This window comes from Mucilaginibacter phenanthrenivorans, assembly GCF_024721155.1.
GTDB lineage: Bacteria > Bacteroidota > Bacteroidia > Sphingobacteriales > Sphingobacteriaceae > Mucilaginibacter > Mucilaginibacter phenanthrenivorans.
Map to the genome: position 1 here is coordinate 132,537 of NZ_JAHVAP010000011.1, position 22,972 is coordinate 155,508.

The following is a 22,972-nucleotide window of genomic DNA, read 5'->3' on the forward strand; positions in this document are numbered from 1 at the left end:
CGTGTATTAAAAGTTATTTATAAAAATTCCGAAATCGCCAGTGGCGGCAGCTTTAAACAATATGGCCTGCCACACATTGTTCTGAGCAATGTCCTTATCAACTTCGGCCCGGTTAACCACGTACAGTGCTTGGGTAAAGTCGACTATGTTGGCGAGTCCATTTTTGTAAAGCGCATATTTTTGATGATAGGCATCAGTTGCAGCTTTAACTTCTTCCGGCACTTCGTTAAAGTTCTTTAAAGCGTTGCTGATGCGCGTTTCAGCCAATAATTGCTGATTCATCAGTTGCTGGCTCACCAGGTCATACTCGTCTTTATATTGCGCCGAAGTATATTTCTGCGATTTTACCTGGTAATGTACCCTAAACGGTGTGGTGAGATTCCAGATCACGCCGATTCCGACAAGGTAGTTATACCGGGTAGGGTCGACACCACTGCCGTAGCTGCCTGTGTAATCGGTGGCGTTAGTGCCGTAATCAGATTTAAAGCCCGATCCCCTGCCCTGGTAAGTACCGAAGAAACTAAAAGTGGGATAGGCAAATGTGGCGTAATATTTAGCAAGCTCGTTGCTTACATTGACACGGTTTTGATAGAATTGCAGGATCGGGTGATTTTCGATATTGACGTGAGACTGTGGATCCACATTCGCAGGCGGCTTGGTTATAAACGCGCTGTCGAGCTGGAAATCCTGCGACGGGATGCCCAAATAAATTGCGAGCTGGTTACTTTGATCCTGCACGGTTTGCCTGCTGTTAGTGACAGCTATGCGTGCATTGGATACTTCTGCATTTGCCTGCGATGAATCAACCCCGGCATTTAACCCGTTCTTTACACGGGCAACTACTACCTTTTGCAGGTCGACGGCACGTTGCAGGTTATCTTCTGATGCCTTTTCCAACTGCTGCGCGGCCAATAAATTCAGATAAGTACTTGCTACACGAACCTCATGCTGAAATTGTTCCTGCGCCAAGTCTGTCTCATCACGGCTTACTGCCGTTTTTTGAACCTTAACCTTTTCTGTAGCCTTGCCAAATGAGAAGAAATCCCAGCTAACGTTGGCTAAATAAAGCGCACCAAATGCAGCATTCCAATTTTGCGTACCTGTTGTCGGGCCTGATGATGCTACGTTGAATCCGTGGTAGCCGTAAAGCGGTCCGTTTTGGCCGTTTACTGTTCCGTAATCTTGTTGTGCCGAAAGGTTAACGTCCGGCAACTGTTCTGTTTTGGTTTCCGTTAAGTATGCTTTTGAAGCATTTAACTGGTTTGCTTTTGCTTTAATAGTACCATAATTTGCAAGCGCCATTTGTTCGGCATCTTTTATGGTAAGTAGTTTCTGGCCTTGCGCCTTCCAAACAATTAAAACACTCAAAAAACCCAGGAGGAAATGTTTTGAAGAGATGTTTAACATAAGTGTAATTTTGACACCGCAAAAATATAATTCACTCATCTATGAAAAAAATGAATTAATTTTGTGTTAATCATTAAAAAAAGTAATAATGAATATAGCTATCCATCACTTCAGGCTCATAGATACCATCTCAAAAGAGGGAACATTGACCAAAGCAGCTAATACACTGCATTTAACACAGTCGGCATTGAGCCACCAGTTAAAGGAACTGGAACGCGAACTTGAGGTCGAAATCTTTAGTCGTCAGGGCAAAAGATTACATTTGACTGAACAAGGGTACCGTTTTTTGCGGAGTTCGGAGAAGATTTTGGCGGAAATTAAGGCGCTTGAAGAAGATATCAGGAACTATAAAAACGGCAAAACCGGCAAATTAAGCATCAGCATGCAGTGCTATACCGCCTACCATTGGCTACCGGGTATCATTAAATACTATAAAAACCAATGGCCGGATATCAATATCCAGATCCTGGCCGATGCCACCCGCCGCCCATTGGAATACCTGATGAATGGCGACCTGGATATCGGGATCATCCGTACACAAATGGTAAATACCAAAATTCGTTACGAACCTATTTTTGAGGACAGGTTAACAGCAGTAATTTGTAAGGACCACCCGCTTGCCAAAAAAGATATTATTGAAATTGCAGATTTCCAGGACCAGGAATTGATCCTGCCTTTGTATGATCCGTCGTACCAGGACACGCCGGTAATTGAATCGTTGATCCAGGCACAGCAGGTAAAACCCAAAACGCTACACCGCATCCACTATACCGATGCCACCATCGAGATGGTAAACGCCGGTTTAGGCATCACGGTTATGGCCGACTGGATTGTTGAACCGTATCTTGCCGGCCGGAACATTGTTGCAAAGCCATTGCACCACAGTGTTGCCAAACGCGCCTGGTATGCTGCTACCTGCAAGCAAACCCCTGCCATTCAAAACTTTTTGGAATGCCTTAAGATGTATTTCGCGGGAGAGGATATGAGTATTATAGAAACAGAAAAGAAGCAGATCATCGGCGAGCATGTAATTACCAAAAAAATAGGCATCCAAACACCTGTACCACCAGCGGTATTATATGGCCAGGAAGCTGTTGCGTTTAATGCAGCGCAGGACATAAGAAATTATCAATATTAGTGATTAGAGGTTAGAGACTGGAGATTGGGAATACGTGAGGCGATTAACAGTGGCGTCATAGCAGTGACGATAGGAGATAAAGTATTTAAATATGAAAAGACTAACAGTTTTATTGCTGCTTCTTCCTTGCCTACTTTCCGCTCAATCTCCCCAAAAACCATTTCCTCAACACGTAAAATATTTCAAAGGCGTTATCAAACCCAATCACGTCTCGCAAATACAATTAGACAATACAGTTACAACCTTTTACACCCAATGGAAGAAGCGTTTTATCAAACATGAGCCGGGCAAGAATGAGGATTTTGTTTGGTTTGAGAATAAGGATAAAAAGCAATGTGTATCCGAGGGGCAAGGTTACGGGATGATCATCGTGGTGTTGATGGCGGGATATGACACTTCCGCTAAGGATGTTTATGACAACTTATATCGTTATTACAAAGCCCACCCATCCGGCAGAAGCAAACATTTAATGGCCTGGGCGCAATACGCCAACGATAAAAGCACGGACAATACATCCGCCAGCGATGGCGATATGGACATCGCTTATTCCTTATTATTAGCCAATAAACAATGGGGCAGCAAAGGCAAAATAAACTACCTCAGCGAGGCTAAGTCGATGATCAACGCCATTATGCAATACGAAATCAATCATCAAACCTGGTCGGTTTTGTTGAGTGATGGCATTGAGTCGGAAAGCAAGGATTACTTTGATACACGGTCGTCTGATTTTATGCCATCGCATTTTAAGGCTTTTAAACTGGCAACCGGCGATGTTCGCTGGGATAAGGTGATTGATGCAGAGTACAAACTATTTAAGAGCGTGCAGGATAAATATAGCCCGGAGGCAGGCCTGATTCCCGACTTTATAGTCAAGATCAACAAACAACCAAAACCTGCACCGCCAAATTATTTAGAATCGCGTTATGATGGTTATTATAATTACAACGCCTGCCGTGATCCATGGCGTTTGGCAAGCGATTACCTGCTCACTGGCGATAAACGCTCCAAACGTTTAGTTGACAAAATAAACCGCTGGATCAGGAGCACAACCAACAACGATACCTATAATCTTGGTGCAGGCTATTCCCTGGGTGGTGTTGATATGAAGCACCGCAATTTTGAAGCATTGAGCTTTGTTGCGCCTTTTGCTGTTTCGGCTATGGTTGATGCTAAGAATCAAGCCTGGTTAAATAAGGTTTGGGATTACCTGGTAGCATTTAAGCTGAAGGATTATGATTATTATGATAACAGTATTAAGATGCTGGATCTGATCATAATATCGGGGAATTATTGGGAAGTGCGATAAGGAGGAGCTAAAAGCTGAAAGGTCTTCTAAAACTTGTCATTGCGAGGAACGAAGCAACCGCACGCCATGCACAACCGCTGTTCAGTTCAAAACTATTCAATCCGCTCTGTAACGTTCGCGGTTGCTTCGTTCCTCGCAATGACAAATTGGGTTAATGACAAATTGAGTTTAAATTAGTTCAGCATCTTTTCAGCCACCCCTATCCCGCTCGTCAAGGCCGCTTCAACCGTACCCATTGCCGGGCCCTCATATAAATATTCTCCGGAGAAGAATATGGTATTATCAATTGGTTCATTCAATAATTTTCTTGAGGTAGCGGCTTCAATGGTATCATAAGCATAGGAGCCGCGGGTAAACGGATCAGCCGTCCAATTGGCAACATCATAGGCAACCAGTTTTGCCTTTAATTTATCTACGCTGCGTTTAAAAATATTGCTTATAGATTGTAACGAAAGTTGCAGTATTTCCTCCGGAGATGCATCCCGCTTTTCAAAAGCCGGCAACCCACCAAGCCATCCGGTTAAAACAGGAGTGTGCTGTGGTGTCTGTGTCCACCAGGTTGGGATGGCTTCCTCTGAGAGTATGAAGCCCATATTTTTCAAACTTGTCCCAGCTAATTTTTCTGTCTCTTTATCTTCCCAAAACGGTTCATCAAATTCCAGCAGGACTTTGATGATCGAACCGAAACCCATTGAACGGACCGCATTATTTTGTTCTTCGATTTCAGGTGCGAATGTTATGGCTCCTGTTTCACTTTTATCAGCTTGCAAAACGCCTAAGGGCAGGGCTATTAATACTTGACTGGCTTCAAATTTGGTTCCATCATCAATAACAACTTTTACCTTGCCCGGCTGCCATTGAATTTCCCTTACGATTGAATTTAGATAGATTTCAGCGCCCGCATGTTTGCATTCATCTTCCAGGTATTTGACCATTACGCCATAGCCACCTTCAACACGATGTTGTGCGCCTTCATCTTCATTTTGCCATTCCTCGCGCAATGCAAATGAACTTGCTCGGGCTGGATCTGCCGTATCATATCCGGAAACAAATCTTATCACAGCTGCTCTTAATTCCTTGTGCTCATCGCCGGGAAATTCTTTATCCAAAAAATCCTTTATGCTGATGTCAGCTTTTAATTCGCCTAGCTTGCTAACTACTTTATCCCAGTCTTTAAACTCACCCTCCTGGCCGAATTTGCCATCTTTGTAATGCCACATTTCTCCGGATGCCGAATGATATGAAATCCCTGCTTCTCTCAGTAAGTTTAGGGTAACCGGGAGGTCGCCATGAACAAACTCTGCGCCTAGTTCGGCATTTTTGAAGAACAGCTCATAGTTTAAGGTATGGATGCGGCCACCGCAACGGTTACGGGCTTCAAGTACGGTGACTTTTTTGCCGGCTTTACTTAAAATATGGGCTGCGATGAGGCCTGTTGCACCTGCGCCGATGATGAGGATGTGGGAAGATTGCATTTAAAGAAGGGCTGTACACCCGGATTTTGTTTTAACACAGGTAAACTTACGAAGTTTTGAAAACTTCGTAAGTTTAAAAAGGCAATTACCCCGGCTATTTTTTTCCAACATTCAACCACACCTGTTGCTTCTCCAAATTCCATCCCTCCACCAAAACATCCGGATGTATCCAGCCTAATTTGGTTACCGGCGCGCTTACTGCTATAATTATGCTTTCGTGCGGCGCAAGTGTAAAATAATTTGCAGTCCAGTAACTGGGCATTACCTCTTCACCGTTTTGCATTAATTGGGGGCGTATAAAAAAGGCCATTTTATCAGTGTTGTTGCTAAACTGCATTGTCCATTTATTTTCTGCAGCTACGTTCTCGGCTTTTAACACTTTTACATCAACATGGGTTTTGGCCAGGTTGTTCAGGTCGGTTAAATTATTATCAGGGGCCATCCAGTACACGTTGTGCGAAATTGTTTTACCCAAAGCGTTTGTTAAATTCAACACCACAAAGCTTACACCTTTGGCATCAGCCAAGGCATTTTTTAGCTTGATAACACTTTGGGTACCCTCATCGGCCATACCGATATGACTTATAGTTGATGAGAAGATTCTTTTGCTGTCGATGTTATATATCTCGGCCTTAGCGCTTAAAGTTCCGGTTGCATGGTGCGTCCTATTGATCACAGCAGCGGTGGAGTCATCCTGGTTAAACTGGATATGGAGTGGTTCAACGGCGTTCTGCATAGCGTAGTAACCAGCGTTTGGTTCCAGGTACCAGTCGTAAATTTGCCAAACTACACTTGGCAGGGCTGCGTTTAATTTCCAAAGCATTACACCGCCTGTTTCGGTGAGTTTGTGACCGGCTGCTTCAAAGATCCCCTGGTAGCCAACAGCATTCATGAGCTGCATTTTGTCGGAGAAGTTTACCATTGTTGCCGGTTGCCCGTAGCGCTTTACCATCTCGCTGATGTATTTATCATATTGCGCGGCTCCGGTTGCTGCATCATGGTAACCCCAGCTATCGTTGAGCGGAAAAGGCAATTTGGTGTCCCAAACAAGGTTGGGAATAGTTTTCGCCAGCGTAGTATACGGCGGTTGCGATGGCAGACCGGTTTCATCCTTAAACACCCAATCGCCGCCGGCATCTGCCTTCTTGTAATATACTTTGGGGTCCTCCCAATTGTAAGGACCACCGCTGTAAACGCCAGACGGCTTATCATCCGGCCATGAGCCCTTCCAGCCCTCAGGCAGTTTTGCGAAGCCGGATGAACTTGGAATATAAGGCCTTGTACCATCCAGATTGATGATCGCATCGCGCATGGCATCATACAATTCCTTACGGGCATGCCCCTCGTTGCCCCCGGTCCATACCAATAAACTTGGATGATTCCGGATGCGTAATATCGTGCTAACTACATTCTTTGCAAATATGTTTCCTTCAAGCGGCCAATCGGCCGATCCTTTAAATTCGCCCTGGGTATCGCCGGTGATCCAAAAGTCCGACCATACCATTTCGCCGTATTTGTCGGCGGCGTTCCAGAATGCATCCGGCGGGGTAACTCCCCCACCCCAAATACGTACCAAATTCACGTTAGCATTACGGCAGAGGTGCATTTCGTAATCGTACCGGGCAGAATCGCGGTTCACCATCATATCGGGCACCCAAGCTCCGCCATTCAGGTGAACGCGTTTACCATTCACATAAAATTCGCGGCGCAAAAACTTATCCACCATGGTTGCCTTTGAGCTTACTGTGCGGATGCCGAACACAAACGTGGTATCATCGGTAATACCGGCGGCGTCACTGTATTGCAGGCGGATACGGTACAGATTTGCCCTGCCATAACCATTTGGCCACCACAAATGCGGCTGATGGATGATCAGTTGACTTATTTTATCGGCATTCATTTCAACATCAGCCGTACTGCTTGCGGCAACATTTACATCCTGCGAAAACATCACCGGTAAGCCTGCAAAGTTTTCCGGTTTTATACTGATGGTTAGCTTACCGCTTTTTACAGCATCGCTGTGGTTTGCCAATGAAAGATTTAATGAAAGCTTAGCTACGCTCGTATCAGGAAGATTTGGCAGCTCAGTTACCAATTTTGGGTGAGCGATGGTTACCGCGCCAGTAGTCCGAAGGAAAACCGGTTGCCAGATCCCCATATTACGGTCACGTACCGGTGGAATCCAGTCCCAGCCTACCGAGCACAACATAGTTACATTTTTACCGATATCGCCTGTAGGTCCGCCATTTTCATAAAACGGACCTAATGCCTTAAGCTGTTCCTTTGCCGGGTAGCCGGCATAATCCAAAGGGTAGATCTTTACAGCAAGCGCATTTTCGCCACCGACGTTAATAGCTTTCGTCACATCCAGGCTATATTCCGCAAACATGCCTGCCATTTGGGTAGAGTCCGCTATTTGTTTGCCGTTTACCCAAACGGCTGCACGATAGTTGATCCCCTTAAATATCAGCTGGAATGTTTTGCCTTTATCGCCGGCAGGTACCTTAAATGTAGTACGGTACCAGTATGGCTTTTTCCATGGATTAGGGTCATTCGGTAAATGGCTGAATTGCTCCAGGTTATACTCCTTATTAAACTGATCCGAAGCATCGGGAATCAACATATTGTTTAAACCCTGGTATGGGTCGGGATAAATTTTATTGGCAACCAAACCGGTAAGCACGGTTGAGGGCACCTTAACCGGCATCCAATAAACAGGCGATTGGTATTCTGTAGTCGACAGTTCCGTGCCATCAGCCTTTATAACAGCCGACGACTGCAGGTCGAAATTTGTTAGCTTTACCTGCTTTACACCCGCACTTTGGGCAAATAATAACGTGTTAGAAACAAGGCCCAAAACAGCCAGGACGATTAGTTTTTTCATCAAAATACTTTAATTTACTCCCCGATAACACGTTCCATTAAAATATTAACAACAAAGTTAAATGCCGTTAGGAAACGGTTAAACAGGCAAAATCCGCAGCCGTAAATCTAACTAACTAAAGCGAAGTGAAAACTGTACTAATTTACCTTTTTATCATACTATTTTGAACACGGCTATTGGTCAAGCTTTAATTTCCCCCAAATAAATTCACCCAATTGCTTCCCTTGCTGCGCCCCCATTAACGAGCTGTTAAGGTAGTGGATCCCTCCATAGTATCTACTCCTGGATGTTTCCTCTGCAGCCAGTTTAAACGACTTAAAATGACGCTGCATCCCGATATAGCGCAGATCACTGGTGTCCTGATATTCAAAATTATCACCAAATTCGTGTGTAAGCATCACCGCGGCGGCGGCGCTGATGGTGGAGTGTCCGGCAGTATATTCAGGGAACGGCGGAGTTTGCAACAACGGCAGCCAGTTATGGTCAAGCTTTTCATTGATATTTGTTACCGGGCGGGCGTAGCTGTACTTATATTTCACTTCCCAGCAACAAATAAAGGCATCATATAAAGCTATTGAGGTAAGTGCATAGGCTTGTGCCGTTTTTACGGCGTTGGAATGTGTTTTTTTACAGGCTATAGCGGTAATCCCTATCCAATGGCCGCCGGGAGTGATCTTTTTATCGGCAAACATCAGGTGTCCCTTGTGCTGGATCACAAAGGGGTTATCATCCCAAAACTTGGCTATTTCAATTTGTTCTGGTGTCAGGTTTTTATTGGTAGTATATACGTCGGTGTACATTTTAACAAATACGCTGTTTTTATCCTCGCTGTAGGGCGGTGGTGGTGGCGGCGAAAACTGTGCAGAGGTATCCATGGCGAATGGCTTGATGGTTCCCCACAAAAACTCTACACCATCCATATAGTCCGGCGGAGTAGGGCGCCACCTGGCGTGACCCTCATCACCCAAATATCTCGGCTTGCCTCTTGTTTGCGGATAATTATCAACAGCGGCCCGCTTTAAAATAAGCTTGCCTATTTTCTCGCCAAACTCAACGGATCTTGCGTAGGTGGAATCATCAAGGTTATCCTTGTACATTGCGTAAACACCGTCTTCGTACTTTTTAAGAGAATCTATTGAAAAGGTAACCTTGTGAGCCACCGTAAACAAAGCTTTGGTTGCTGCCAGCGCAAAATTGTATTTTTTACCCTTTTGCGGCACAGGCGGTTTTCCAAAACCCCTTAGCTTCGTCACTATGGAACTATATTTTGGATCGGCATACCGCATAGCTTCGTATTGGGCCAATGTAGTGTATCCATATATGCGGCTGGCGACTGGCGGGGTAAACACATCGTAAATTATTACCTGAGTAAGGGCATCTACGTTATTATGCAGCACATCTGCATCGCTAAGCATGGTTGCCTTTGGTTTGTGGGCGCAACCTGCGATGAATAAAAATCCGGCTAAAGCGGCTAAAACCTTAAAGTATCTCATATTATAGTATTTAATTAAGCGGAACACTTCTTATGTGTCCATAACTATCTGTTATGGTAACTGATTGCATTGATTGATCTATATTAAAAAACCTGCCTGATTGCGACAAAAACGAAGTCCCATTATAAAACTCCAGTTTACCGGTTCTTCCATTTTTATACTTTATGGTGGCGAAAACGTCCAACGGTTTTAGCGGAATGTTGCGGACCGTTTTTTTCAATTCAAAGATCTTCATCACATCCCTGTTTTGTGTAGCTGCCAGCAAATAATTGCCCTTTGCACCCATTAATTTAACCAAAGCCTTGCCATCGCCGGGGATGTAAATCCCGCTTTGCATTATAGTTAATGGTTTAAAATTTCCGTTACCATCGCCCTTCAGCAGCAAGCCGTTAAAGGCATCGTACCTGCCGGTGGATACTTCGGTGCCATAGTCATTACCACTGATAGCTACATCCAGGTTTCCATCGCCATCAAAATCGTCCACCACCATGCCATTCAACTGTGACACCTGGGCTTCTATTGGCAAAGGCTTCATGATAAACTTACCGTTGCCATTATTTTGCAGGTAACATGACTGCAGCATGTTGGCTTTTAAGCGTAAAGCCCCCTTGCGCATCTCGGGCGTAATTACATCATTCATGGTGGCAGTTGCAAATGATTTATAATTTTGAAACCGCGAGCGCATTTCAAACATCTGCTTTATAATATCATCACGGGTTTGTGCGGGAAACTCTTTCAACACGCCATCCTGGTCTTTTAGGAAAACAGAGGGGAAGGCATCATAATTGCCATCGTTGTCAAAATCTTTAGCGGTAATGTACACCGGGTATTTGTCAGATGCCTGGTAAAAGGTATTTAAACCGGTATTGCCTACTATGTAATCAATTTTGCCATCGTGGTTAAAATCTCCGGCGGCAACGCTGTTCCACCAGCCGAACTTACCACCTATCCCCGTATTTGCAGTAACATTTTTAAATACGCCATGGTCATTCTTCAAAAACGTTATGGGCATCCATTCGCCTGCCAGGATCAGATCGGGCCAGCCATCGTTGTCAAAATCCGAGAAAACAGCGTCAGCAACAAGGCCGATGTTATTGAGATCCTTCGCAACAGATGCTGTAACATCCGTAAACTTAATGTGGCCGTCCTTGCTGTCGTTACGCAGTATCATACTCGAAACAGGCTTGGGATAGCTCCATGGATCTACCCTGCCCGATACAAACAGGTCAAGTTTACCATCTTTATTATAATCGATGGCCTTTACGCATAACTTACTGGTGTAATTCCTGGGTAGCGCATCCTCCTGTAATTTAAAGTTGCCCTTGCCATCATTAATATAAAGCCTGTCCTGGTAGGCAGCTGAATTTGATCCTAATTCATAACCGCCACTTGCAATGTAAAGATCGAGCTTACCATCCCCGTCAGCATCAAAAAGCAGCAGGCCTTCATCCTTAACCCGGAGTACGGAGGGATCATCTGCGGCAGAAAACAGGTTACGCTGAATAAATTTACCGTTGGCTTGTTGCAATAATAACTGGGCAGGGAAAGCGCTTGTGCCACCGATTATCATATCGTCGTAACCGTTGCCGTCTACATCGCCCACCGCAATAGCGGGTGTATACTGCGATAATTTATGCGGGATTAACTTTTGCACGTTGAAGTCGGCAAAGTCATATTCCTTATGCTTGTAAGTTACCCCCAAATCGCGGGTCACTTCCTTAAATAACGACTTCGTGTTTATTGCAGGCTGATTGAATGAATAATTTTCATGAGCATCGGCAATATTCACCTTTAATACCTGGTCGGCTTTAACATTTTGAATAGTTTGCTTTTTATCATTTGGCCACCTGATTACCACCGAATCAAGTTCAACATCCTTACCTAATCCAAAATGAGCTATATTTTGTATAGTAGATAGATAGCCTCTAAACGGCGTGTTTTCATAAACCTGGTGTTTGCCGCGGGCATAGTAAATATCGGCCCAGGCGCCTATTCCGTTTTTATTTTGTGCACCCCCTATAAATTGTATTTGCAGGTAATGGCTGTTTGTTTTATTCTTTTCGCGGAGGGTATTTTTATAAATAAAGGCCTCGTCATCAATATTATTAATCACCAGCTCCATGTCGCCGTCGTTGTCCAGGTCAGCATAGGCTGCGCCATTTGAAAACGATGGAGCTTCAAGGCCCCAGCCTTTTGTAACATCGGCAAACTCCAAACTACCGCCATTTTTAAAAGCATAGTTTGGAATTTTAACAACGGGGATCTGGTCGAGGATCTGCTTTTTGCCGGCAACCATATAGGCCTCGGCCCTGAAAGTGGTAAAATCATGATCGGTAACGTCGCGCGGATAGCCATTGGTTATTACAATATCGCGGTTACCATCGTTATCAAAATCGGTGATCATGGGGCACCAGCTCCAGTCTGTTTGCGCTATCCCGCCCAAAAAGGCAGTTTCGCTAAACACCGGGTGACTAACCGAATCATCCTGCCTTACCCCGGGCCCCTGGTTGACCTGCAAAGTATTGCGGTTATATTGATACTGATAGCCGAAATAGTCGAAATTTTGATAGATCTGGTAATTATTGGCACTCATGAACATTTTACGCCGGTAATTATCCTCCGGGCTCATGTCCAGCTCAAATACGTCGGCAAGGCCATCATTATTGATGTCTTCGATATCCTGCCCCATGGCGCTGTTGGCCGTGTGTTTAAAGTACTCCTTCGACCGGTCGGTAAAAGTACCGTCGTGGTTATTAATGTAGAGAATATTACTTCCCAAAAAATCATTGGTAACATAAATATCCTTCCAGCCATCGCGGTTAATATCAACAATACTAGCTGCGTGGCCATAGCCTTCAATATTAACACCGGCTTGTTTCGAAACGTCGTGATAAACGCCATGCTTTAAAACGGGATCCCAATCGTTGCGGTAAAGTCTGCCGGTGCTCTTTTTTGAGCCATCCTTTGCCATTGGTCTAAAGCTACTGGTATTGTCATCGGGCTGCACCTGGTTTACCGTGAGGTACATATCAAGGTCGCCGTCATTATCGCAATCAAAAAACGAGGCCATGGTAGAGTGTACCCTTATATCAAGGCCATATTCCTTTGCCATCTCCTTAAAATGAGGCACACCGTTTTTATCTATCCCCTGGTTTACATAGAGCACGTTCTGCCGCTTTAGCGAATCGCTTAACAATGTGTAGCAAACATAAATATCCATTAAGCCATCGTTATTAATATCCACAACGGCCACCCCTCTGCCCCATCCACCTGAGCCCGGCACACCCGCCTCGGTAGTTACATCGTCAAACTTCATGTCACCTTTATTCAGGTACAGTTTGTTGGGAACGGCGTTACCAACAAAATAGATATCCTGCAAGCCGTCGTTATTAAAATCGCCAATACCAACGCCGCCGCCGTTATAGATATTTAGTTTATCGAGAGGATTGATGCTGTCATTTTCGACAATGGTATTGCTGAAGTGTATGCCCGAATGCCCCGATGAAACCTGCTCGAACAAGGTAGCATGCCTACACGACCACAGCAATAGCGGCGATAAAAAATACAGGCAATAGCGTTTAAGCTTCATCAAAAATTTAGCGTAATAATTATGGCTTACTAATGTATCAAAAAAACGGAAAGGAATAAATTCCCAGTTCTTTTTTGACATTATTAATTAGTGTCCGGGTGTGAATACAGCATTATCTGCCGACAGCTGCAATACACCTGAAAATGTTTCACCCAGCTCGGGGGAGTCTTTACCCGCCAGGGAAGAACAATTGCTAAATGCACTTAGCTCTTCCCTTAGCGGTAATTTTAAAGACAAATTTGAGATTTAGTTGATTTATAATTTGATTTCGGTTGTGAGCTGGTTTGATACTAATGTAGAAAGTGTGTATTGTTTACACAAGTATTTATGCAGAATTATAAATTAATTATTTAACCGGGCGGTGTTGAATAATAATAATATTTAAAATCCCGTGTGTTAACAAATCGTTAAAAAACGACCGATAAAATTGATAAAGTCAAAACCGAGTGTAGCAATTTAAAAAGATATTTGCCGCTGGTAATGTGAGTAAAGCCCCCACCTGGCCATTTTATCCCTGTAAATATTTATTTTTTTAATATTTACAGGGATATTTTCATGACTAATATTATATCGAAAATAAGCAATTTGTTATTTAACCCAGTTAACCGATGCTGATTGCGTATTACTTGAGTTTGCTCCTATCTGTACTACAAACTGGCCCGGCTCCCAATCGTAAACTAATTTTTCATTATAGAATTTAAGATCTGCTGTTGTGATGTTGAAGTTTACAACCTTGCTTTCGCCGGGCTGCAAACTTATTTTCTGAAAGCCCTTCAGCTCCTTAACCGAGCGACTGATGCTTGCCACCGGATCGCTTATATACAATTGCACAACCTCCTCACCGGCATATTTACCGGTATTGGTTACCGTTACAGTAGCTTTAAGCGTTGTGTTGCCAACCGGGTTTGTTTTATCAAGCTGAACGCCGCTGTAGCTAAAGGTGGTATAGCTCAAGCCATAACCAAACGGATAAAGCGGGTCGTTTGAAATATCAAGATAATCAGATTTAAATTTTGCACCGCCTCGCCCATCGAACGGCCTGCCTGTATTTTTATGGTTGTAATAGATCGGAATTTGCCCAACACTGCGCGGAAATGTAGCAGTAATCCTGCCTGCAGGGTTGTAATTACCAAAAAGTACATCAGCAATAGCGTTACCGGCTTCTGTGCCCGGCGCCCAGGCATCCAGGATCGCGGCGGCATGTTTATCCTCCCAGGTTAAGGTAAGCGGGCGGCCATTAAATAAAACAATCACCAATGGCTTGCCTGTTTTTGCAAGCGCCTTTAACAGGTCTTTTTGAGATTCAGGAATGTCAATATCTGCACGGCTTGATGACTCGCCCGACATGTTTGCCGATTCGCCCACCACTGCCACAACAACATCGGCCTTCTTCGCAACATCAACAGCTTCGTCAATCATTTCCTGTGGGGAACGTTTATCCTTCGCTTCCGGCGCGGTTAAGGCAAATGCACGGATGCTCAAAAGCGAATCGTCCGTAATGTTCGATCCTTTTGCATACAACACCTTCACGTTGTCGCCAACTACATTTTTTATCCCTTCGGCAACACTTACTGATTTATCAGGGTCGCCGGCTATTACCCATGTTCCCAACATTTCGGAATGGTTATTTGCAAGCGGACCTACCAGCGCAATAGTGCCGGATTTTTTAAGCGGCAGGGTTTGATCCTGGTTTTTCAACAATACAAACGAGTGCTCGGCAATTGTACGGGCAAATTTGCGGTTGTCATCGTTAAATACATCGTTCTTTTCCCTGTCTGCATTTAATGATTTGCCTGGATTTTTAAACAAACCCAATTTATATTTTGCCTCCAGTACCCGGCGGCAAGCCTGGTCAATTTCCTGTTGGGTAACCTTGCCTTCCTTTAATGATTTTTTAAGCGTGGTCAAAAAACCTTCACCTACCATATCCATGTCCAGCCCGGCCTTTAACGCCAGGGCAGATACGGTTTGCAGATTGCCAAGCCCGTGATTGATAACTTCGTTTAACGAGGTATAGTCAGACACCACGAAACCTTTAAAGCCCCATTGCTTGCGCAAAAGATCGGTAAGCAGCCATTTGTTAACTGTTGCAGGCATACCGTTAATGGTATTAAACGAGCTCATGAAGCTACCTGCGCCGGCATCAAGCGCTGCCTTGTAAGGTGGCAGGTAATCCTGGTACATTTTTATCAGGCTCATGTCTACAGTATTGTATTCCCGGCCTGCTTCTGCACCGCCGTATAAGGCAAAGTGCTTTACACAAGCCATAACAGCATCAACATTGGTCATGCTGGTGCCCTGGTAACCGTGCACCATTGCTTTGGCAATCTGCGAGCCATACCACGGATCTTCGCCCGAGCCCTCAGAGATTCGTCCCCAACGTGGGTCGCGGGCAATATCAACCATTGGCGAAAACACCCAGTTTAAACCCTCGGCCGTAGCTTCCTTAGCTGCAATATGTGCCGACTGTTCGATCAAGCCCATATCCCATGTCGCTGATACACCCAATGGAATAGGAAATATGGTGCGGTGCCCGTGAATTACATCCAACCCGAATATCAATGGGATATGCAGGCGGGAGTTTTTAACAGCCAGGTCCTGCATTTTCGAAACGTTGGCTGTTCCATATAAACCAAATATGCCACCTATTTCGCCGCGCTTCATCTTCTCCTCAACGCCCTTACTAATTACCGTGCCCGTTACTGCATTGCCCATTACCACCAGGTTAAGCTGACCTATCTTTTCGTCGAGCGTCATCTTACCCATCAGGTTTGATACAAAAGCGTCCATTTTGGCATCGCCGGGTTTTGTTTGTGCCGATGCCTTGTAGGCAGGCATAATGGCGGTAAGCAATGCAATTGCCGCAATGACAGATTTTACCGGGGAAAATTTATTCATTTTATGAGAGATATATGGTTTTATAAAATAGCAAAGTGCGAACTAATATGTTGAAATTAGCAATCGTCCGTTTAAGCCCTGTGTTAAAGTAGTAATAATTGGTCTGCCACTAAAAATTGATAGTGTATAATTGACACAAGAGTAATATTATAATTTAAATAATCAAAGTATTTTTGTAGAATAGCGAAAATGTTAACCAAAAAGGAACTTAAAGATTATTGCGACAAAGCCAGGGAGAACTTTCTGCCCCACATTTCTATCGATTGTGTGGTATTTGGTTTTCACGAAGGTTTGTTAAAGGTGTTGCTCCTGAAGGTTAAAAACGAGGGTGAATGGTATCTGCCGGGCGGTTTTATGCTCAAGGCCGAGCCCATTGAAAAAGCTGCCGACCGCATATTGAAAGAACGTACCGGCCTCGACAAAATATTTTTGCAGCAGTTCCAGGTATTTGGCGACCCTGAACGCTCAAAAGAACATTTCGAGATGTATAAGGATATGCTCCCGGCTAAAGAGAATTGGTTTACTAACCGTTTTTTAACCATCGGCTATTATGCACTGGTTGATTTTTGCGATGTAACCCCTGCTCCCGATCAATTTTCAGCTACCTGTGCCTGGCGTGATCTGAATGACCTGCCGGAACTAAAGCTGGATCATGCCCTGATATTGAAAACAGCATTGGATACCTTACGCCTACAGCTCAATTATCAGCCAATAGGCTATAACCTGATGCCCAAGGAATTTACGATGCCCGAGCTGCAAAAGCTTTATGAAACCATTTTGGATAAAAAGCTAGACCGGAGGAATTTTCAACGCAGAATGCTCGGTTTCGGAATTTTAAACCGCTCGGAAAAGCCGCGTAAGGGTGGTGCACATAAAGCGCCGTATCTTTACTCGTTCGACCTGGAAAATTACCAGGCTGCTTTGACTGAGGGTTTTAAAGGGGGATGGTAAGCGGATGTGCGGATTTTTTGATGTGCGGATGTGCGAATGAATTGCCCGGTGAGATTTAGAGGCACTACAGCAGAATGCCGGAGTTTTGTACTATTTTTGATTTGATAAATTACTGAATATAAAACGTATTAACTGATGGCCTCATTTTACAAACTGCTATTTCCAATAGTATTATTGGGAACTTTTAATAGTTACGCGCAAACTGCATTGCCCATTCCCGTAAATTTACAAGCTACCTATGGCAAAGGCACCCGCACTACAACAGGAGCACCTGGTAAAAACTACTGGCAAAACAGCGCAGATTACACAATCGCAGTAAATTTCAACCCAATCAGCCGGGTACTGGATGGCACTGTAGCTGTCGATTATACCAACAACAGCCCCGATACCTTATACGAGGTGGATCTTAAGCTTTACCCTAACATTTATAAAAAGGGCGCTATCCGTAACATGGCCATCTCTGATAGCGACGCTACCGACGGCGTTCAGATAAAAAAATTAGCCATCGATAAAACAGATCAGGACGCCGCCCGGTGGAGGATTGACGGCACGAACATGACCTTGAAAACAACTCCAATTTTGCCAAAGCAAAAAGTACATCTTGATATTGCCTATTCATACATCCTGAATAAGACATCGCATATCCGCACCGGGCAGGTTGATTCGGGCGCGTTCTTTATCGCTTACTTTTTTCCGCGTATTGCTGTTTATGATGATATTGACGGCTGGAACCAGAACCATTACCGTGGCGGCGAAGAATTTTATAATGATTTTTGCCATTTTAACCTTTCGGTTACAGTACCCGGCAACTATAAGGTTTGGAGCACCGGCAACTTAAAAAACGCTGAAGATGTGTATGCGCCAAAGATAGTTCAGCGCATTCATGATGCGGGTTTAAGTGACAAGGTAACCGACGTAATTACCGAAACAGAAATCAACGAACCAATCACGGCAAAAAAGCTTACCAATACCTGGAAATTTGAAGCCGATAGCGTAACTGATATGGCATTTGCCATCAGTAACCATTATATATGGAAGGCCAGCAGCCTGGTTGTTGATCCAAAAACCGGCAGGCGTACCAGGGTTGACGCTGTTTTTAATCCCAACCACAAGGACTATTTCGAGGTGATCAACTATGCGCGCAAAACTGTAGAAGCCATGAGTTACCAGTTCCCCAAATGGCCTTACCCCTATCCGCACGAAACCGTTTTTGACGGGCTGGACCAAATGGAATACCCAATGATGGTGAACGACAACCCAACGCCAACCAGCGAAGACGGCATTGAGCTCACCGACCATGAGATCTTCCATACCATGTTCCCCTTTTATATGGGCATCAACGAAACCAAATATGGCTGGATGGACGAGGGTTGGGCAACCATAGGCGAGTGGGTGATCAGCCCAAGGATCGATCCTAAAATAACCGATACTTTTGGCGTGGAGGCTTATGCTGAAAGCGCGGGGCGCGAAGATGATCAGCCGATCATGTCACTTACCACACAGCTGTCGGGCGCGAGTTTTTTTACCGACTCTTATCCAAAACCAGCAATGGGATATTTGTATGTTAGGGATATGTTGGGTGATGAATTGTTTACAAAAGCCCTGCATAATTATATTTCACAATGGCACGGCAAACACCCCATGCCGTTCGACTTTTTTAATTCTATAAATACCGGCGCGGGCGTAAACCTTAACTGGTTCTGGAAAAGCTGGTTTATTGATGGCGGCATCCCCGATCTGGGTATCGGAAAAGTAAGTAATTCAGGGAAAAACTATTCGGTTGTGATTAACCGCGTGGGCAGCAAACCAACCCCGGTCGATCTTACTATTTATTATGCCGATGGTACCACACAGCAAATTCACCAGAGCATAAAAGCGTGGGCAAATGGCGAGCAAACTTATAGCGCCACTTTTACCGCAAAAGGCACTGTAACTAAAATTGTGTTAGGCGGCAGTTATGATCCTGATTCAAATAAGGCGAATAATGTTTGGGTAGCGAAGTAAGAAAGAAATTTAAATCCATCCCCACCGGCTGTAAACTAAGATTCTCCGGATATAATGATTTCAAGATGCAAGAACGTGTTTCCCCGCCGGCTGTGTCCTCACAGCCGGTTGATGCCAGTGGTTTGAACTAAGATTTTCAGGACGTAAAGATTTTAGGATACTGGTGATATCTCCGGCAGGATCTTCCCGGCAGGCAGCATTTTGGAAGTGGTTGTGAGGACACAACCACAAGGGAATTGGATGATAAAATTCAGCTTCATCACCTCAATCAGCCCAATCAGCGATCAGGCTTTCACCGCTCTCAACATCTCCCTTTTTCCCGGCGCACCTGGCGCCTTCTCAACCATGCAACCTAACGCCTTTAAAGCGCGCTTTAAATTGCCGGTTATGGCATAGGTGACGAACACGCCGCCAGGTTTTAAAAATTGAATGGTATGTGCCATAGCTATTTCATCCCACATTTCGGGTTGGTAGGCGACCGCGAAAGCATCAAAATAGATGATGTCGTACTGTTGGTCAGATTGGAAATTGAGGAGTTTGCAGTTGGCAATTTGCAGTTGGCAGTAAGCAGTTAAAGAAATTTCCGCGGTTAACGCATTGGGATAATCGGCAATAAATTGCTGCCATAACGCTGCAGAAACATATTGGTCGTAGCCCGTTTGACTGGTCATTTCCCCGGTTAAAGGATATGCTTCGATGCCTGTATAATCCAGATTGATTTTTTTTTTGGTACAAAAATCAGCACTTAACAAAAAGTTCAGACCTGTTCCAAAACCAACTTCCAAAATAGAAACGGTAGTTAATTCTGCCCCGCTTTTTTCAAGGAAGTACTTTAAGCCTGAATTTAAGAAAACGTGCGTACTTTCTTGCAAGGCACCATGCCTGGAATGGTAATTTTCACCAACCTCCGGATTGTAAATGGTGTTTGATCCATCAGCGGTTTGAATTATTTTTAGTTCATGATTCATAGTTGATGGTTCAAAGCAGAGATTTCGAAATGCGCGAAAACATCCATTAGATCTGGGCCGCCATCTCTACCACTACCTCGCCCAAATCGTAAACCGTCGCATTGCTCATCGCAGCTTTAATAATACTAACAGCAGCAGCCGAACGATAACCAGCTGCACAGTGCACAACAATTGGCTTGTCGGTTGGGATTTCACCAACTCTTTCACGTAGCTCAGGAAGCGGAATAGTCACAGCGCTTTTGAATATCAAGCGTTCTTCCGTTTCGTTACGGTTGCGTACATCAACTATGGTATAGTTTTCTGTGTGATTTATAAAAGTAGTTAAATCAAGTTCCGGCAGTTTTTCTGTTGCCAATGACGGCGCTAACAACGCACCTTTAATATTTTGCTCGTAGCCAATTTTAGCAGCCTTTTTAATCATCTTATCCAACTCAACGTCGTCAGCCGCAATCAGGTAAAACTGTTCATCCGGGCCTACTATTGAACCAAGCCAGGTTTCAAATTTATCACCATCCTGCAAATTGAACGCGCCCTTTAAATAACCATTTCTGAAGTCTTGTTTTGGGCGGGTATCAATAATCAACACGTCATTGTCCAATACAGCGTCGCTATCAATCCTCAAAACAGCATCAATGCTATCGTTAAATCCGGGGGCACCTTTTTTATTGATCTCTACATCCTGCCCGAAATATTTGGGAACAAAGGGCTGGTCGGTAGTTAGGGTTTTAACAAACTGTAATTCATCCATCAGCTGTAATGCATAATTTTCGCGCAATTCGCGACCAATAGTACTTTGCAGATCAGGACTCATATTTTTACCGCATAACGAGCCTGGGCCGTGCGCAGGATAAACTACTACGCTGTGCGGCAGCTTCATCAGCTTATCGCGGGTTGAATGGTACATCTGCTTCGCCAGCTCTTCCTTCTTTGCTGTAATGTTTCCAACGCTTTCTCGCAGATCCGGCCGGCCAACATCGCCAACAAATAAGGTATCGCCTGTAAACAGCGCCGTTTCCTTACCATCCTCATCCTCAACCAAAATACAGATCGAATCGGGCGAATGGCCGGGCGTGTTTATTGACTTAAGTTTGATATCGTTTAACTGGATAACGTCGCCGTCATCAAAAGTTTCGTGCGGGTATTCGGCGCCGGTTAATTTGCTGGCATAAATAACTGCCCCGGTAGTTTGGTGGATCTCCAGGTGTGAGCTCACAAAATCGGCATGCGGATGTGTTTCTATCACACCAACAATATCGGCATCGTGTTGAGCGGCAAAATCATAATAGGGTTGCGGATCGCGGGCGGGATCGATAACAATCATTTTTCCTGTCCGGATAAGGGCATATGAGCCATGTGCTAAGCCCTTGTCGTAAAATTGCTGGATAATCATTTCGGTGCAAAGATAATTGAATTTCGGAATTCGGATATTCGATTTCGGATTCTGGACGGAATATGACGAAACCGGGATTAAGAACCGGGGATTAAGCGGATTTAAGAGATTTACTAAAGATGATGATTTAGAGATTTCTTAATGCTGCATTTCAAATCAATCAGCTTCATCAAAAACATCAGCCTAAATCAGTGATCAATTCTCTACCCGCTTTACCAGCAAAAACTCATCATTATCTAACGGAAGGTAACCATATTCATAACAAAAATGATAGGTTTTGCCATTTTGCGTTTGATAACTGCGGGTATGGTATTCAAAGTCGAACCCTTTCGCCGAAAGTTTTTTACCTGTGGTTTTTGTTTTGCCGCCTGGATTTAGCTCCTCCAGTATTCGTCGGTTTTTGCGAAGTATATTGTTGATATTCCGTACTAAATTATAGCTACTGCTGTTAAGTTGGTTGTTATAATTATTGCGGCAAAGGTCATTACAGAATTTTTTATCAGCCCGGCCATGTAGGGCCGTTCCGCAGTCAAGGCATAGTCTTTCGGCATCCATCGGCTAAAGATAAATAAAACATTATCCGTTTGCAAACGCTTACAAACGGAAATTGTCGACTATAAGCGGTTAATAACCGGGTAAAGTTTAGCCACACCACACCTTTGTATCGTCAATTAACAACAATTAAAATTTAAACGATGATGAATTCATTAAGAAACAGCGTACGCCTGGTAGGAAACCTGGGTATGGATCCCGAAGTAAAGAGCTTTGACAACAACAAACAGTTAGCTAAATTTTCAATCGCTACTAACGAAACTTACAAGAACGACAAAGGCGAGCGCATCACAGAAACCCAATGGCACAATTTGGTTGCCTGGGGCAGCCAGGCAAAATTTATTGGCGACTACCTTAAAAAAGGAGACGAAGTTGCTATTGAGGGCAAGCTTACCAATCGCAACTGGACTGACAAGGACGGCAACAAACGTTACATGACAGAAGTGATTGTAAACGATTTTATAAAACTAAAATAACCTAAACATTATAACAACCGGCTTAATTCAAGATCCAAAACTATGAAAACAGGGGCGGCGTGAAGCCGGCGCCGTTCCTGCTTTTTATTGAGTTACCTTAAAAACTTAATCAACCTAATCCAACTCCCTCAACTAATCGTTATATTTGTTATGTACTTAGAAGCAAAAGAAACCGCCCGGCTCTATAAATTATTAAGCGATAAATTGGGGAGCGATACCGCCGAGGCGATGTTTAAATACATTGATAACAAAACTGAACGATCAGTGGAAGCAACAATCAAAAAATTAGCTACGAAGGATGACATTGCCAATGTCCGTAAAGAAATGGGCGAGTATAAGGCCGAAACTATCAAATGGATGTTTATTTTTTGGGTGGGCCAGGTAGTTACAACTTTAGGGATTGTTATGTTCTTTATCAAAAAATAGGTATTAACCTACCGT

Annotated in this window: 16 protein-coding genes; 6 read left to right on the forward strand and 10 right to left on the reverse strand. The window is 44.1% G+C overall.

What is annotated here, in order from left to right; all coding sequences use genetic code 11:
- Positions 1–6: 6 nt before the first annotated feature.
- Positions 7–1,407, reverse strand: coding sequence for a TolC family protein (locus KXD93_RS23955; RefSeq protein WP_258139936.1), 1,401 nt, complete (start codon positions 1,405–1,407; stop codon positions 7–9).
- Between the two features lie 88 nt (positions 1,408–1,495).
- Between KXD93_RS23955 and KXD93_RS23960 the strand changes: the two genes are divergently transcribed.
- Positions 1,496–2,545 carry a LysR family transcriptional regulator gene (locus KXD93_RS23960; protein ID WP_258139937.1) on the forward strand — a complete coding sequence of 350 codons (1,050 nt, stop codon included), beginning with the start codon at positions 1,496–1,498 and terminating at the stop codon, positions 2,543–2,545.
- Between the two features lie 91 nt (positions 2,546–2,636).
- Complete coding sequence (locus tag KXD93_RS23965) at positions 2,637–3,851, forward strand: family 8 glycosyl hydrolase (protein WP_258139938.1); 1,215 nt, start codon at positions 2,637–2,639, stop codon at positions 3,849–3,851.
- Between the two features lie 173 nt (positions 3,852–4,024).
- Here the strand turns inward: KXD93_RS23965 and KXD93_RS23970 are convergent, their stop codons facing one another.
- The 6 genes from KXD93_RS23970 to bglX form a co-directional block, all read right to left on the reverse strand.
- Positions 4,025–5,326 carry a flavin monoamine oxidase family protein gene (locus KXD93_RS23970; protein ID WP_258139939.1) on the reverse strand — a complete coding sequence of 434 codons (1,302 nt, stop codon included), beginning with the start codon at positions 5,324–5,326 and terminating at the stop codon, positions 4,025–4,027.
- A gap of 94 nt (positions 5,327–5,420) precedes the next feature.
- Positions 5,421–8,210: a glycoside hydrolase family 2 protein gene (locus KXD93_RS23975; protein WP_258139940.1), complete on the reverse strand. Its 2,790-nt coding sequence runs from the start codon at positions 8,208–8,210 to the stop codon at positions 5,421–5,423.
- Between the two features lie 173 nt (positions 8,211–8,383).
- Complete coding sequence (locus KXD93_RS23980; protein ID WP_258139941.1) at positions 8,384–9,703, reverse strand: vanadium-dependent haloperoxidase; 1,320 nt, start codon at positions 9,701–9,703, stop codon at positions 8,384–8,386.
- Positions 9,704–9,713: 10 nt separating this feature from the next.
- Positions 9,714–13,373, reverse strand: a complete 3,660-nt coding sequence (locus KXD93_RS23985) for a VCBS repeat-containing protein (RefSeq protein ID WP_258139942.1) — start codon at positions 13,371–13,373, stop codon at positions 9,714–9,716.
- Positions 13,374–13,379: 6 nt separating this feature from the next.
- On the reverse strand, positions 13,380–13,529 hold the full coding sequence (locus tag KXD93_RS23990) for a hypothetical protein (RefSeq protein WP_258139943.1): 150 nt from the start codon (positions 13,527–13,529) through the stop codon (positions 13,380–13,382).
- Between the two features lie 351 nt (positions 13,530–13,880).
- A complete protein-coding gene (gene bglX, locus KXD93_RS23995) occupies positions 13,881–16,190 on the reverse strand; it encodes a beta-glucosidase BglX (RefSeq protein WP_258139944.1) in 2,310 nt (769 codons plus the stop codon).
- A gap of 189 nt (positions 16,191–16,379) precedes the next feature.
- Between bglX and KXD93_RS24000 the strand changes: the two genes are divergently transcribed.
- Positions 16,380–17,141, forward strand: a complete 762-nt coding sequence (locus KXD93_RS24000; protein ID WP_258139945.1) for an NUDIX hydrolase — start codon at positions 16,380–16,382, stop codon at positions 17,139–17,141.
- Positions 17,142–17,276: 135 nt separating this feature from the next.
- Positions 17,277–19,145 carry a M1 family metallopeptidase gene (locus tag KXD93_RS24005; RefSeq protein WP_258139946.1) on the forward strand — a complete coding sequence of 623 codons (1,869 nt, stop codon included), beginning with the start codon at positions 17,277–17,279 and terminating at the stop codon, positions 19,143–19,145.
- Positions 19,146–19,429: 284 nt separating this feature from the next.
- Here KXD93_RS24005 and mnmC2 read toward each other — a convergent pair whose 3' ends face one another.
- The 3 genes from mnmC2 to KXD93_RS24020 all read right to left on the reverse strand — a co-directional run bounded on the left by mnmC2 (position 19,430) and on the right by KXD93_RS24020 (position 22,058).
- Positions 19,430–20,113, reverse strand: coding sequence for a tRNA (5-methylaminomethyl-2-thiouridine)(34)-methyltransferase MnmC2 (gene mnmC2, locus KXD93_RS24010; RefSeq protein WP_258139947.1), 684 nt, complete (start codon positions 20,111–20,113; stop codon positions 19,430–19,432).
- Positions 20,114–20,159: 46 nt separating this feature from the next.
- Positions 20,160–21,503: an MBL fold metallo-hydrolase gene (locus KXD93_RS24015; protein WP_258139948.1), complete on the reverse strand. Its 1,344-nt coding sequence runs from the start codon at positions 21,501–21,503 to the stop codon at positions 20,160–20,162.
- A gap of 195 nt (positions 21,504–21,698) precedes the next feature.
- Complete coding sequence (locus KXD93_RS24020) at positions 21,699–22,058, reverse strand: hypothetical protein (RefSeq protein WP_258139949.1); 360 nt, start codon at positions 22,056–22,058, stop codon at positions 21,699–21,701.
- Between the two features lie 140 nt (positions 22,059–22,198).
- Here KXD93_RS24020 and KXD93_RS24025 point away from each other — a divergent pair, with 140 nt between their 5' ends.
- On the forward strand, positions 22,199–22,531 hold the full coding sequence (locus KXD93_RS24025) for a single-stranded DNA-binding protein (protein ID WP_258139950.1): 333 nt from the start codon (positions 22,199–22,201) through the stop codon (positions 22,529–22,531).
- A 150-nt stretch (positions 22,532–22,681) separates the two neighbouring features.
- Positions 22,682–22,957 (forward strand): hypothetical protein, encoded by a 276-nt coding sequence (locus KXD93_RS24030; protein ID WP_258139951.1) that lies wholly within the window; start codon positions 22,682–22,684, stop codon positions 22,955–22,957.
- The last annotated feature ends 15 nt before the right edge of the window (positions 22,958–22,972 follow it).